General features: G+C 62.6%; 9 protein-coding genes. 6 read left to right on the top strand and 3 right to left on the bottom strand.

Annotation, left to right across the window (positions count from 1 at the left end; genetic code table 11):
• Positions 1–6: 6 nt before the first annotated feature.
• From BUE21_RS04210 to BUE21_RS04190, 5 genes are all read left to right on the top strand, one after another.
• Entirely contained in the window at positions 7–759 is a 753-nt protein-coding gene (locus tag BUE21_RS04210) for an SDR family NAD(P)-dependent oxidoreductase (protein ID WP_073355006.1), read from the top strand.
• Between the two features lie 12 nt (positions 760–771).
• Positions 772–2,202 carry a glycan biosynthesis hexose transferase WsfD gene (gene wsfD, locus BUE21_RS04205; protein ID WP_073355003.1) on the top strand — a complete coding sequence of 477 codons (1,431 nt, stop codon included), beginning with the start codon at positions 772–774 and terminating at the stop codon, positions 2,200–2,202.
• Positions 2,203–2,443: 241 nt separating this feature from the next.
• On the top strand, positions 2,444–3,865 hold the full coding sequence (locus tag BUE21_RS04200) for an alkaline phosphatase (RefSeq protein WP_073355000.1): 1,422 nt from the start codon (positions 2,444–2,446) through the stop codon (positions 3,863–3,865).
• Positions 3,866–3,900: 35 nt separating this feature from the next.
• Positions 3,901–5,412, top strand: coding sequence for an alkaline phosphatase (locus tag BUE21_RS04195; protein ID WP_073354997.1), 1,512 nt, complete (start codon positions 3,901–3,903; stop codon positions 5,410–5,412).
• 123 nt (positions 5,413–5,535) lie between these two features.
• Positions 5,536–6,300 carry a hypothetical protein gene (locus tag BUE21_RS04190; protein ID WP_073354994.1) on the top strand — a complete coding sequence of 255 codons (765 nt, stop codon included), beginning with the start codon at positions 5,536–5,538 and terminating at the stop codon, positions 6,298–6,300.
• A gap of 166 nt (positions 6,301–6,466) precedes the next feature.
• Here BUE21_RS04190 and BUE21_RS04185 read toward each other — a convergent pair whose 3' ends face one another.
• From BUE21_RS04185 to atzF, 3 genes are read right to left on the bottom strand one after another with little or no spacing between them, the layout of a single operon-like run.
• The gene (locus BUE21_RS04185; RefSeq protein WP_073354991.1) at positions 6,467–7,195 is read right to left on the bottom strand and encodes a GntR family transcriptional regulator; all 729 of its coding nucleotides are present in this window, start codon (positions 7,193–7,195) and stop codon (positions 6,467–6,469) included.
• A gap of 19 nt (positions 7,196–7,214) precedes the next feature.
• A complete protein-coding gene (gene uca / locus BUE21_RS04180; RefSeq protein WP_073354988.1) occupies positions 7,215–10,838 on the bottom strand; it encodes an urea carboxylase in 3,624 nt (1,207 codons plus the stop codon).
• Positions 10,839–10,883: 45 nt separating this feature from the next.
• The gene (atzF, locus tag BUE21_RS04175; RefSeq protein WP_073355142.1) at positions 10,884–12,722 is read right to left on the bottom strand and encodes an allophanate hydrolase; all 1,839 of its coding nucleotides are present in this window, start codon (positions 12,720–12,722) and stop codon (positions 10,884–10,886) included.
• Positions 12,723–13,592: 870 nt separating this feature from the next.
• Between atzF and urtA the strand changes: the two genes are divergently transcribed.
• The gene (gene urtA, locus BUE21_RS04170) at positions 13,593–14,855 is read left to right on the top strand and encodes an urea ABC transporter substrate-binding protein (protein WP_073354985.1); all 1,263 of its coding nucleotides are present in this window, start codon (positions 13,593–13,595) and stop codon (positions 14,853–14,855) included.
• The last annotated feature ends 41 nt before the right edge of the window (positions 14,856–14,896 follow it).

Here is a 14,896-nt window from a genome sequence, read left to right as displayed (position 1 = left end):
GCTTCCATGAATTCCCCCCAAAGAATCGTCATCGTCGGCGCAAGCTCTGCCATGGCCGAACACTGTGCCCGCCTGTGGGTGCAGCGCGCACCGGTACAACTGGTGCTGCTGGGCCGCGACAGCGGCAAACTCGAACGCATTGCCAACGACCTGCGCGTGCGCAGCCCCCAATCCGAGGTGGAAGTGCGCACCTGCGATTTTCTGGACCCCCAGGCCATTGGCGATGCGGCCCATGCGATTGCCTCCGGGGGTCGCATCGACATTGTGCTGATCGCGCACGGCACACTGCCCGAGCAGCAGCAATGCCAGACCGATCTGGCAATCTGCAATGCGGCCCTCCAGATCAATGGCGTATCGCCCGTGCTGTTTGCCGAAGCCTTTGCCCTGCACCTGGAAAAACAGCAGCAGGGCACGCTGGCCATCATCGGCTCCGTGGCAGGCGACCGGGGGCGCAAGTCCAACTACAGCTACGGTGCCGCCAAGGGGCTGGTCAGCCGCTATGCCGAGGGCATGCAGCACCGCTTCGCAGCCACCGCCATCAAGGTGGTGCTCATCAAGCCCGGCCCCACGCAAACGCCGATGACCGCGCACCTCCAGGGCAAAGGCCCGGCACTGGCTCCCGTGGAACAGGTGGCCGCCGACATTCTGCAAGCCATCGACCACGGCACCCCCGTGCGGTACACCCCGGCCAAGTGGCGGTTCATCATGGCGGTCATCAAGCTGATGCCGCGCTTTCTGTTCCACAAAACCAATATCTGAATCCGAACCGGCATGAAATCGCTGCATCCCAAGATATTCCAGGTATTTTTCGTGCTTGCCTTTGCGGCGGTGGCATGGAAAGTCTTTTTTGTGGTCTTTGGCTCGTCCGCCATGGGCTATGGCAACAACTGGGATTTCATCCGCCAGTCCAGTTGCACTGGAATCTGGATTCAGTACGAGGGCAAGGAAAAATTCGACGGCAATCACGAGTCCTTCGTCAAATCATTCGTCAATGATGGCGAAAGGCGCAAGGACCTCTGCCTGCGCTCGACAGGCAATTCATTTGTCCATCTGGCCGCACTGACCACCCGCCTGGGCAGCCCGCTGGATATTCGCTATGTGTCGGCCATCAAGATTCTGGCGATTTTTGCCATGGCGATTTTCCTGCTCAAGCGCAACCTGCTCCCCACCCGCTGGCTGCTGTCGATCGCCTTCCTGCTGGTGTTCAGCGATTTCTACAACCTGCTCTACGTCAATACCCTCTATCTGGAGTTTCAGGTGTTGATGTTAGCGTTCTTCAGTGTGGGCGTGCTGCTGAGCATCAACAGCCACGAGCGATTTTCCGGGCCGCGCTGGTGGCTGCTGTTCATGGCATCCATCGTGGCACTGGGCCTGGCCAAGCAGCAATACATGCCGCTGGCCTGTTTTCTGGCCGTGCTGGGCGCGGCCGTGTACCACTTCCAGTACCGGAAATGGAAGTTTGCGACCTCCCTGCTCGGTCTGGCCGTGCTGCTGCCGTTCATTTATACCGAATACTCGAATATCTCGGCCAAAAACAATTCCGGCATCAGCTATGCGAACAAGACCAACACCTTCATGTGGACGGTGCTGCCCGAAGCCCAGGACAAAAAGCAGGCACTGAAGATACTGAATCTGCCCGAACGATGCGAACAGGCGATTGGCTTCAACTGGTATGCGACCGAAATATCCATCCGGGATGTCTGCCCGGAAATCGCCCACGTCAGCCGGGCCAAACTGTTGCCGCTGTTTGCCACTGACCCCGGCACATTCTGGCGGCCCTTCGTCAAGGGAATGCGGGAGCTGTACCCGTTTTACCCGGAAAACCTGGGCTATCAGGAAAAGGGGGCCGTTGTCGATGCTGCCACGCTGGCCCTGGCACAGCAGACCTCCACGTCCTACATGCTGAAGCGATTCCACGACTGGAACCCCCACAGTTCCCTTTGGGGCTTCATCGCAGTGTTCGCGGCGGCCCCCCTGCTGCTGCTGGCGGCCCTGCGCTCCCCACACCCAGCCGTCTCGAACGCCTTGCTCTGTGCGGGCATCGGTGGCGTGATGGCCTGCTACTCGATTCTCTCGTCCATCTTTGGGGATGGCTATGTCGAAGTGGAGAAACACTCTGTGGCTTTCTCGACCGGCATGGCCTTTTTCTTCACCGGCATTCTGGTCTTGCTGCCCGTTGCGCTGGGCCAGAACCGAAAATGAAATAGTGCAGGATATTAACGATCTTCAAAAATCAATAATACGACACCCCAATATTTGATTTTTCATTATCAAAAATAATCCAAAAAAATCGTTCACAAAATACACCGCATGGATGGGAGATAACCCCAATCGGGGATTTTCCCGCAGCCTCTGTCATGGCCCTGTCATTGGTATTTTTTAAATTCCAGTCCGTTTTGATGAGGGAGTTTCCCTTGCCATCAACTCAATTACTGGAGTTCCAATGCACAAGAAACTGTTTTACCCCACCTTGCTGGGTGCGGCCATCGCACTGACCGCCTGCGGCAGCAACGACGACCATGCCAGCACCCCTGCCCCACAGAAAAACGTGGTGTTCTTCCTGGGCGATGGCATGGGCATCACCACACTGACCGCTGCGCGCATCTACGCCGTAGGCGAAGACGGTGAACTGACCATCGACACCCTGCCGGAAACCGCCTTCGTCCACACCTATTCGCGCGACGGTCAGGTCACGGACAGTGCCCCGTCGATGGCCGCCTACATGACCGGCGTGAAGATGAACAACGAGGTCATCTCCATGTCCGCCGACACCAGCGCGGTCGATGCCCAGGGCAAGGCCTATGTACAGGACAGCGACAGCACCTGCCCGGCTACCGGCAATGGTCAGCCCGTCGATACCCTGCTGGAGCAGATGAAAGCCGCCGGTTACGGCACCGGCATCGTCACCACCACCCGCGTGACCCATGCCACCCCGGCAACCGCCTACGCCCATGTGTGCCACCGTGATGCCTACAACACGATTGCCGCAGCCCTCGTGCCCGGTGGCCAGGGCTACAACGCCAAGCTGGCCGACGGCATCGACGTGGTGCTGGGTGGTGGCATCCGCAACTTCGTGCCCAAGGAAGAAGGCGGCCACCGCAACGACAAACGCCAGTTGCTCGAAGAGCTGAAGAAAGCCAACTACACGGTCACCACCGACCGTGCCGGTTTCGACCAGTTGCCCACCGATGGCCGCAAGGTCGTGGGCCTGTTCACACAGAGCGACATGAGCTACGACCTGGACCGCGACCCGACCAAGGAACCCAGCATTGCCGAGATGACCGCCAAGGCCATCGACGTGCTGGCGGCCCAGAAAAAGGGCTTTTTCCTGATGGTGGAAGGCGGGCGCATTGACCACGCGCTGCACGCCACCAATGCCCGCCGGGCATTGCAGGACACCGTGGCCTTTGACGAAGCCATCAAGACCGCATTGGCCAAGCTGGAAACCATCGACCCCGGCCTGCAAAACACCCTGGTGGTGGTGACTGCCGACCATGACCACACCCTGCAAATGAACGGCTATGCCGCGCGCACCGGCAAGACCGAGCCGGGCAAGCCCGGTGTGCTGGGCCTGGTGAACAACTACGTCAATGGCAGCGAGTCCAAGGACATCAGCGGCAACAGCTACACGATTCTGGGCTTCGGCAACGGCCCGAATCGCCCTGATGCACGCGCGCCGCTCACCGCCGCCGACATGGAAAACCCCAATTACCTGCAAGAAGCCGTGATTCCGCTGCAAGTGGAAACCCACGGTGGCGGCGATGTGTTCCTGGGAGCCAAGGGCCTGGGTGCGGACAACTTCCGTGGCACGCTGACCAACACCGACGTGTTCGGCCTGGTCAAGACCGCCATCGACCTGAAGTGAACCGCCAACACCTTCACACACCAAGGAATTTCGACATGAACACCAACACCCGCAAGACCTCCGTGGCACTGGCACTGGGCCTGGCCCTGCTGGGCACGGCCACCGGCAGCCTGGCACAGAACACCGCCACCGCCAAAAACGTGATCTTCTTCCTGGGCGACGGCATGGGGCCGGTCACCATCACCGCCTCGCGCATCTACAAGGGCGAGAAGGAACTCGCCAACGGAGCCAGCCTGGAATCGCCCGAACGCGCCAAGCTGGCGATGCAGAACCTGGGCCATGCCGGTCGCATCAAGACCTTCTCGCGCGACGGCCAGACCACCGACAGTGCCCCGTCGATGGCCGCCTACATGACCGGCGTGAAGATGAACAACGAAGTCATCTCCATGTCCGCAGAAACCCTGGCCTATGCCCCTGATGGCTCGCAGTACATCAGCGGCGAGGACACCACCTGTCCGACAGGCAATGGCCAGGCAGCCGAAACCCTGCTGGAGCTGTCCATCGACAAGGGCCGCTCCACCGGCGTGGTCTCCAACACCCGTCTGGGCCATGCCACGCCTGCCACCACCTACGCCCACGTCTGCAACCGCAATGCCTACAACACCATTGCCGAACAGTCCGTGCCGGGCTACCCCGAGTTCAACCCGCGCCTGAAGAACGGCATTGATGTGATGCTCGGTGGCGGCTGGCGCAACTACCTGCCCAAGTCGGTGTATGCCAGCAGCCGCCGCACCGACGAGCGCAATCTGGTCGAAGACCTGAAGACACAGGGCTATGCGTATGTGGACTCCGGCTCCGCACTGGCCAGCCTGGATGTGAGCAACACCAGCAAGCTGCTGGGCATCTTCGCCAACAGCGAACTGGCCTATGAACTGGATCGCGTGAAGCTCCAGAAGAACGAGCCCAGCCTATCGCAGATGACCGAGAAGGCCCTGCAAGTGCTCAGCCGCAATGACAACGGCTTCTTCCTGATGGTCGAAGGCGGCCGCATCGACCACGCCCTGCACGGCTCCAATGCCAAGCGCGCGCTGGAAGACACCCTCGCACTGGACGCAGCGGTACAGAAGGCCCTGGACTTCATGGGCCAGAAAGACCCCGGCCTGCAAAACACCCTGATCGTCGTCACCGCCGACCATGACCATGCGATGGCCTTCAACGGCTACACCAAGATCGGCAACCCGATCCTCGGTCTGGTACACGACTACAGCAGCGGTGACGTGGTCAAGGCCTCCGATGGCAAGCCCTACACCACGCTGGTGTTCGGCAACGGCGGACGTGCCGCCGAGGGAGCCATCAACAGCGACGACGGCCAGCCCTTCCTCTCGCCTGCCCGCAGTGCCGCACGCCAGGACCTCAGCAATGTCGATACCACAGCCGATAACTTCCTCCAGGAAGTCGGCATCGAACTGCGCGGTGGCCCCGGCTCCGAAACCCACGGTGGTGGCGACGTGATGCTGTACGCCGGTGGAGCAGGTTCCCAGCACTTCAAGGGCACTTACGACAACACCAAGGTGTTCGAGAAAGTGCGTGCTGCTTCGGGTCTGTGATCCTGTTGGACTTGGGACGGTCTCCAGACAAGGCGGCCTCCCAGTCCCGCCACGGCAGAGGCATACCGGCAACGGCATGGCCTCTTTTGTTTTTTTTATATAGTTTCGATGGTTTGGAATCGCATGTTCAGCACCTTCAACAGGGCCTGGTTTTCTGCAACGCAATGGCTGCACCGCCCCGTGCGCCACGGTCGCTGCGTCATGTGGGCAGTGGCACTGGCCTGTGCAGGCTCACCTGCCGCAGCCCTGTCGCCTTCCGCACCCGACGCCCATCTGCTGCTCAAATACCACACCATCACCATCGGCAGTGACAGTGTGCAGCGCGAAGTCAGCTACACCAAGCGGATGCACCGCCAGGGCAACAAGGTCTGGGTGGAAAAAGACGTGCCGCAGTCCATTCAGGACAGCCTGGCACACGGCCACCTCGCATCGCAGGCCGCAGGCCCCCATGCAGGCCACGCCCACACCGAGGCACAGGATGCACCCATTCTGGTAGAACGCCTGAACGATGGGCAAATCCAGGTTCAGGTGGTCATGCGCAAGATGCAGCGTCTGATCGACGTGGAAACCGCACACCAGGGCAATGTGGGCTACAACGGCTCCTGGGATGCCACCTACTGGGTGATCCCGCCCAGCTCGCTGGAAGGCCTGCACCCGATCGGCCAACCCAAGGACGGCATTCAGCTCTACCGCCGCTTTGCCGATGAAAGCATGACCGAAGTCGCCTGGGACACCGAAAAGCAATACCCACTGCGGGTACTGCGCCGTGGCCCGCACGACACCACCTATTACCGCCTCAGCGTGGAAGCCATCGACGCCCCCGAAGCCCTGCCCTGGGAGCAACTGGACGGCTATGGCCATGGTGATTACTCCGACCTGCTGGATTAGGGCGAATGGCACTTACTGAACGCCGTCATTGCGGCGAAGGCCGCAATCCAGTGACGACATGGAGAAAAAACACATTCGTTTCTCTTGGCTTGCTTTGTCACTGGATTGCCGGGTCAAGCCCGGAATGACGGGAAACAGGCTTAAGTAAGTGCCACTCGGATTAGGTTTACGATTTCAGCCCGGCCCGGGCAGTGTGCAGGTGGTGCAGTGTGATCTTGCGCACCTCGGCCTTGCTGGCTTCGATGTGTGCGCGCAACAGGCTGCGGGCACTGTCGCTGCGGTGGCGCAGTACCGCTTGCAGAATGGCTGCGTGTTCCTCGTAGGTGGTATCGACGCGGGCGCGCTGGGTGAAGTCGAGGCGGCGGATGATGCTGATTTTCTCGGTGATGTCGCGGTGGATTTCGGCCATCTGGGCGTTGCCGGTGGCCTGTACCAGTGTGCAATGGAATGCCTCGTCCAGCAGCGCGGCTTCGCGGCAGGCGGGCAGACGCTCGGCCAGCGGCACTTGCCAGGCGCGCTGCAATTGTTGCAGCTCGGCCTGTTCGGCCACATCGGGCAAGGCACACAGGCGTTCCACTGCTGCCAGCTCCAGCACGATGCGCACGTCGTACAACTGCTCGAACCGCTCGAAGTCGAAAGGCCGCACCTGCCAGCCATTGCGCTGGCTGACCTGCACAAAGCCTTCCCGTGCCAGTTGCTGCAAGGCCTGCCGCACGGGGGTGCGGCTCACGCCCAGGGCCTGCACCAGCTCGGTTTCGCTGAAGTGCTCGCCCGGCAACAGGGCCAGCTCGAACAGGTCGTGCTTCAGGTGCGCATAGACCTGTTCGGCCAGGCTGGGCGTGGCACTGGCCTTTTGCTGCATGCGCAGCCGCAGGCGCGGGGCGGCAGTGTTCATGGCGACCTTTCCCGACCCATCAGGCCGCTGCCGCAAAGACCAGCAGGGCATCGCCACTGCTGACGGGGCGGCCAGGCTGGCAGAGGATGTCCACCACTGTGCCATCGGCTGGTGCGCTGACGTGAATTTCCATCTTCATGGCTTCGACGATGAGCAGGGTATCCCCGGCCTTGACGCTTTGTCCGCTGGATACCGGCACTTTCCAGATGTTGCCCGACAGGTCGGCTTCGATCAGGCTCTGGCCATCTTGCAGGGTGACGGTGCTGGTCTCGACCGCAGGCGGCTCGCTGGCGGTCATGTCGTCGGCCTGCCACAGGGCCACTTCGTCGGTGAAGGCGCGGGCCTGCCGTTCCTTGAACGCAGCAATGCTGGCAGCGTTGTCTGCAAGGAATTTCCGGTAGACGGCATAGTCGAAGGTTTCCTCCTCGATGCGCACGGTGGCGCGGCCTTCGCGGAAATCCTCGCGGAACTGGTTGAGTTCCGCCTCGCTGACCGGGTAGAAGCGCACCTGGTCAAAAAAGCGCAACAGCCACGGCTGGCCTGCATGGAACACGGGGTTCTTCAGAAACTTGTTCCAGATCGGCACGGTGCGCCCCACCAACTGGTAGCCGCCGGGCGAATCCATGCCATAGATGCACATGTACACGCCGCCAATGCCCACCGTGCCTTCGGCGGTGAAGGTGCGCGCCGGGTTGTACTTGGAGGTGAGCAGGCGATGGCGCGGGTCCAGCGGCACGGCACAGGGTGCACCCAGATAAACGTCACCCAGCCCCATGACAAGGTAGCGGGTCTCGAAGAAGATGCGGCGCACGTCCTCGCGGCTGTCCAGCCCGTTGATGCGCTGGATGAAATCGACATTGTTCGGCAGCCACGGGGCCTGGGGCTTGACGGTTTCCTGGTAGCGTTGCACCGCTCCCAGCGTGGCACTGTCTTCCCAGGCTACCGGCAGATGCACGACGCGGGTGGGCACGGTGACGGTGGTGACATCAGGCAATTGTTTCTCGATCTCCAGCAGCCGCGCCACCAGTTCCGGCTGGCCGATGGTGAGGCTGTCGTAGCGCACTTGCAGCGAACGCACGCCGGGCGACAGCTCGAACACGCCCGCAATCGGCTGGGCCTGCAAGTGCTGCATCAGCAGGTGAATGTGCAGCCGCGCGGCAATGTGCAGCTCGTTCTCGCCGTATTCCAGCAGCAGGTAGCTGTCGCCCGCCTGGCGGTAGGTGATGCGCGGCTGGTGCCCGCTGGCGGGCAGGCTGGCCACTATCGTGCTCTCCAGCGCATCCGGAGCCGCCAGCGGCAGGCTGGCAATGCCTTCGGGTGGGGCCTGGAGCGTGGCAATCGCCGCTTCCTGCCGCTGTTGCAAGGCCACGGCCTGCGCACAGGACAGCGGCTGGAAGCGGATGGTATCGCCGGGCTTGACCTGCCCGACCTTCCACAGCTCGGCCTTGGCGATCGTCACCGGGCAGACGAAGCCGCCCAGGCTGGGGCCGTCGCGGGTGAGGATGATGGGCGTGTCGCCGGAGAAATTGATGCTGCCGATGGCGTACTCGCAATCGTGCACATTGGAAGGATGCAGCCCGGCCTCGCCACCGTCGCTGCGTGCCCAGATGGGCCTGGGGCCGACCAGCCGGATGCCCAGCCGGTTGGAGTTGTAATGCACCTGCCAGTCGGTGGCGAAGAACATGTCAATGGCTTCGGGCGTGAGAAAGTCCGGTGCGCCATGCGGGCCATAGACCACGCCAATATGCCAGTGGCTGGGATAGGTCGGCACCAGTTGCGCATCCAGCCGCTCGGGTTGCGCCACTGGCGCGGGCGTGGTGCAGGCCGGCAGTTGCGGCTGCGAAATGGCCAGCGTGTCACCAGTGCGCAACACCCGCCCGGCGTGTCCGCCAAACTGTCCCAGCGCGAAGGTGGCGCGGCTGCCCAGGTACAGCGGCACGTCGATGCCATTGCGCACCGCCACATAGCTGCGGCAGCCCGACAGCACCTTGCCCAGCTTCAGCACCTGCCCGGCCTTCACGTCGAACGCACTCCACAGCGGGCATTCGTCACCATCCAGCGTGGCCGGGGTGTTCGCGCCGGTCAGGGCCACGATGGCATCGCAATGGAACTTCAGCGTGGGGCCGTTGAGCGTGCATTCCAGTGCGGCCGCCTGCGGGGCATTGCCCACCAGCCGGTTCGCCATGCGCAATGCGTAGTCGTCCATCGGGCCGGACGGCGGCACGCCAATGTCCCAGTAGCCTTCGCGGCCAGGGTAGTCCTGCACACTGGTGGCGGTTCCGGCCACCAGCACTTCAACAATGTGCGGCACGAAGTGGAAGTCGTTCAGAAACTGGGTGCTGATCTCGCCTTGCAGAAAGCGCGGGGCGGCCACGATCTGGCGCAGGTAATCGAGATTGGTGGCAATGCCGTGGATGCGGGTCTCGGCCAGGGCCGCTTGCAGGCGGGCCAGGGCATCGGCACGGTCTTGGCCACGCACGATGATCTTGGCAATCATCGGGTCGTAGAACGGCGCGACCTCCGTGCCAGTGCCCACCCAGCCATCGACCCGCACACCATCGGGAAAATGCACATCGGTGAGCGTGCCGGGCGAGGGCTGGAAGTTCTTCAGCGGGTCTTCGGCATACAGCCGCACCTCGATGGCCGCGCCCTGCGGCGGGCGCGAAAGCGCGCCCCAGTCCAGCGGCGCATCGGCCGCCACGCGCAGCATGCACTCCACCAGGTCCAGCCCGGTGACGGCTTCGGTGACGGGATGCTCCACCTGCAAGCGCGTGTTCACTTCCAGAAAATAGAATGCATCGCGCGCAGCGTCATAGACGAACTCCACGGTGCCCGCACTGCGGTACTGGATGGATTCGCCCAGCCGCACCGCCGCTTGCAGCAGGGCCTCGCGCGTGGCCTGCGGCAGATGGGGCGCGGGCGTTTCCTCGATGATTTTCTGGTTGCGGCGTTGCACCGAACAATCGCGCTCGCCCAGTGCCACCACACGGCCCTTGCCATCGCCAAAAATCTGCACTTCCACATGGCGGGCGTGATCGACGAAGCGTTCGATGAACACGCCCCCGTCGCGGAAAAACGTCTCGCCCAGGCGTTGCACGCTCTCGAATGCCTTGCGCAGATCGTCGGCGCAGTTGCAGCGCGTCAGGCCAATGCCACCGCCGCCTGCCGTGGTCTTGAGCATGACCGGGTAGCCAATGCGGTCGGCCTGCGTCAGGGCCTCATCGATGCTGGCCAGCAGGCCCGTGCCGGGGGTCATCGGCACACCGGCGGCAGCGGCGAGTTCGCGGGCACGGTGCTTGAGGCCAAACTCCTCGATCTGCACCGCTGTCGGGCCGATGAAGACGATGCCATTTTCCTCGCACACCCTGCCGAACTCGGTGCTTTCCGACAGGAAACCATAGCCAGGAAAAACCGCCTGCGCCCCGGTTTGCCGACAGGCATCGATGACTTTGTCGATGCGCAGATAGCTGTCGGCGGGTTTGTCCCCCCCCAGCGCGATGGCCACATCGGCCAGTTGAACGTGCTCGGCGTTGCGGTCGGCATCGGAATAAATGGCCACGCTTTGGATGCCGAGTTTCTTCAGGGTGCGAATGGCGCGGACGGCGATCTCGCCCCGGTTGGCAATCAGAACGGTATGGAACATGTCAGCAGTTCTCCGAATGGAATGGGGTACATGAATGCAGCGAAATCACAGGCTTTGCAGATAGGCCCGCCAGCCGCCGAACGCGGTGATGTCGGTGGCCCCTTCCAGCGCGGCGGGTTCGCAGATGAAGCCCTTGACGCTGCGGCCATCGGCCAGCACCACGTTGCCGATGCCCAGCGGTGCAGGCACTTCGGCGGTGAATTCACCAAACGCATGGGGCGTGAGTGCCCACAGCTCCACCACCACTGCCGCGCCCTGCCCCGGCGTGTGCCGCAGGCCGGGTTTGGGGGGCGTGGTTCCCGGCAGGGCGTAGAGGCGGTAACTGCCGTGCGCGGTCTGCGTTTCCTCCAGAAAACGTGCCTTGCGGCTGCTGAGCTGGTGGTTCAGCGGCATGCCGCGCAGGTGTGCGCCCACCACGGCCAGCACAATCTCCTGCCGCTCGTCCAGCGGATTGGCCGGGGGCGTGGCCGAATCGGCCAGTGGCTGTACCACCCCCGGCGCGCCTGCTGGCAGGCCTTGCTTCGCCTGCCAGCGCAGGCCGAAATCCACCAATGTGCCGTCGTGCCAGGCCGGGGCAATCAGCGTGATGCCTGCTGGCAGGCCATCGCTGCGCAGACCGGCAGGCAATGCCAGCGCGCACAGGTCGGCCAGATTCGTGAAATTCGTGTAAGTGCCCAGCGCGGAATTGCGCTGCACCGGCTCCTGCCGCAACTGCTCGATGGTGAAGATGGTGGGCGTGGAAGGCACGACCAGCGCATCCACCTGCGCCAGAAGCTGTTGAATCTGGCGGCTGAGTGCGGCGCGGCGGTATTCGGCCCGGAAGGCATCGGCAGCCGTATAACCGCTGGCCTGCTGCACAACCTGCCGCACCACGGGGTCGATGGCATCGGGCCGTTCATCGAGCCAGGGCTGCATGGCCACCTGCCGCTCGGCCACCCACGGCCCCTGGTACAGCAGGGCTGCGAGTTCGGCAAAGGGGCTGAAATCGATCTCCACCAGCGTGGCCCCCTGCGCCCGCAACTGCGCCAGTGCCTGGGCGAAGTGTTCGGCAGCCAACTCATCGCCAAAGAATGCAGGCGCAGTGGGCACGGCCAGACGCGGCTGGGCGGGCATCGGTGCCGGCGTGACCGCCGGACGCGGACGGCTGTAGGCATCGGCAGGGTCGTAGCCCGAGAAAATGCGCACCGCCTGCGCGGCATCTTCCACGGTCAGGGCAAAGGCCGTGATGCAGTCCAGCGTGCGGCAGGCAGGCACCAGCCCGGTATTGCTGACCCAGCCCTTGGTGGGTTTGAGGCCCACGATATTGTTGAAGGCCGCTGGCACACGCCCGGAACCGGCGGTATCCGTGCCCAGCGCGAACGGCACCAGCCCACGCGCCACCACACTGGCCGAGCCGGAACTGGAACCACCGCTGATATAGGCCGGGTCAAACGCATTGGGCACGGCACCATACGGGGAGCGCGTGCCCACCAGCCCGGTGGCGAACTGGTCGAGGTTGGTCTTGCCGATCAGAATGGCCCCCGCCGCACGCAACTTCTCCACGACCAGGGCATCGTGCTGCGCGGTGTAGGCGAATGCGGGGCAGGCGGCAGTGGTCCGCCAGCCCGCCGCATCGATGTTGTCCTTGACGGCAAAGGGCACGCCATACAGCGGCAACCGGCTTGGATCGCCACCGGCCTGCTCCAGCAGGGCTTGCAGATGCCGACACTGCGCATCGAGCTGTTGCGGGCTGGCAAGGCTGATCCAGGCCGGATCGTCCGGGAGCAGACCCGCACGCAGTGCTGCCAGCAGACGGGCCGGTTCCGCACCGTGGGCATAGGCATCGCGCCACTGCGCCAGCGTCCAGCCGGTGGTGGGCAAAGAGAGGGAGATGGGGGAAGGCATGCGGCGGAATCCTTTCTTGTATACCAGTGGCAAGACCCTGTGCAAAAGCTGTGCCACCGCACTGCGAACCGGCAATCCAATGGCCACACCCCTGCCTGCCACGGCATGCAGAAAACACCAAAAACCCCTATAAATCCTTTGCAAACAACAATATGTATCTGAATCCACAGCGACGGTCGCCGCTGCTGTAGGACTGATGCGTTCGTTCGGCTGGCATGGTCTGGTCAGGTATCGGCCTGCCCGTGCTGTGCTGGCGTTTTTGGTGCATGGGCGCACCAGTTCAAGGCAGACAGCACCCCCTGCGTGCGCCATGTGGTGGCATACCGCTGGAGCGGCGGGAGCGGCGTTCCTGCGCAGGAGCGCAGGAGCGATCCAATCTCCACCATTCGTGAACTGATCTTGCACCATCATTGCGGCGAAGGCCCACTGCTGTCCGGAATAAATTCAGGCGTGCATTCTCAATGCCTTGTTATGGCTGGATTTACTGCGCTTCAGGCAAACTCAGATTCCAATTTTTACACTTCATCAAACTACCCAGCACCGTCATTCCGGCGCAGGCCGGAATCCAGTGACGACGTTGCAAAAAACACCGATATGTCCCAATGAAACAATGTGTTACTGGATTCCGGCCTGCGCCGGAATGACGGCGGTTTGTGTGTTGGGGGCAGTTGCAATGGCACCATTGGCAGCCCTCTCACAATATTCCGGACAGCAGTGGGCGAAGGCCGAAATGACGGCAGCCAAGCAACATGGCACACGATTTGCGTAACCGGCATGGCACGGGGGTTCTCGGCACAGTGTTTTCACCTGGCTGCAACACCCGCCCGCATCCCCATCCAATGGCTTCCCCCTGATTGAAAGGCACACACCATGCAACGCAGATTCATCCTCAAGCAACTGACGGTCGCAGGCATTCTGGCCACATCCGGCCTGACGCTCTCGGCCCATGCGCAGGACACCATCAAGGTCGGCATCCTGCATTCGCTGACCGGCACGATGGCCATCTCGGAAACCGCCCTGAAGGATGTCGCGCTGATGACCATCGACGAGATCAACGCCAGTGGCGGTGTGCTGGGCAAGAAGCTGGAAGCCGTGGTGGTCGATCCGGCCTCCAGTGAACCGCTGTTCGCCGAAAAGGCCCGTGAACTGCTGGCCAAGGAAAAAGTTGCCGTGGTGTTCGGCAACTGGACTTCGGCCTCGCGCAAGGCCGTGCTGCCGGTGTTCAAGGAACTCAATGGCCTGCTGTTCTACCCCGTGCAGTACGAGGGCGAGGAGCTGGAGCGCAATGTGTTCTACACCGGCGCGGCCCCCAACCAGCAGGCCATCCCGGCCGTGGAATACCTGCTGAGCGAGGATGGCGGCGGGGCCAAACGCTTTGTGCTGCTGGGCACCGACTATGTGTACCCGCGCACCACCAACAAGATTCTGCGTGCCTTCCTGCACAGCAAGGGCATCACCGATGCCAACATCATGGAGGTCTATACGCCGTTTGGCCATGCGGACTACCAGACCATCATCGCCGACATCAAACGCTTTGCCGCCGGTGGCCCGACCGCCGTGGTCTCCACCATCAATGGGGATTCCAACGTGCCGTTCTACAAGGAGCTGGGCAATGCGGGGCTGAAGGCCACCGACGTGCCCGTGGTCGCCTTCTCGGTGGGCGAGGAGGAACTGCGCGGTGTCGATACCAAGCCGCTGGTAGGCCATCTGGCCGCGTGGAACTACTTCCAGAGCATCGACAACCCCACCAATGCCGCCTTCATCAGCAAGTGGAAGGCCTATGCCAAGGCCAAGAACCTGCCCAAGGCCGAATCCGTGGTGACGAACGACCCGATGGAAGCGACCTACATCGGCATCAACCTCTGGAAGCAAGCCGTCGAGAAAGCGGGCAGCACCGAAGTGGACAAGGTGATCGCAGCCATCGGTGGCCAGAGCATTGCCTCGCCCAGCGGCTACACGGTGAAGTTCGACGAGAGCAACCACCACCTGCACAAACCCGTCTATATCGGCGAAATCCGCGAGGATGGCCAGTTTGATGTGGTCTGGAAGACGGACGGCCCGATCCGCGCCCAGCCCTGGAGTCCGTACCTGCCGGGCAACGAGAAAAAATCCGACAAGGCTCCGGCGAAATAAGCCGGCCTGAACCGTGCCACCGCCCACCCCGGTCCGGCAGA

The organism is Lampropedia hyalina DSM 16112, from assembly GCF_900129055.1.
Taxonomy (GTDB): domain Bacteria; phylum Pseudomonadota; class Gammaproteobacteria; order Burkholderiales; family Burkholderiaceae_C; genus Lampropedia; species Lampropedia hyalina.
Note: the sequence above shows the minus strand (reverse complement) of the source record. Positions and strands in the feature narration are given on the sequence as shown.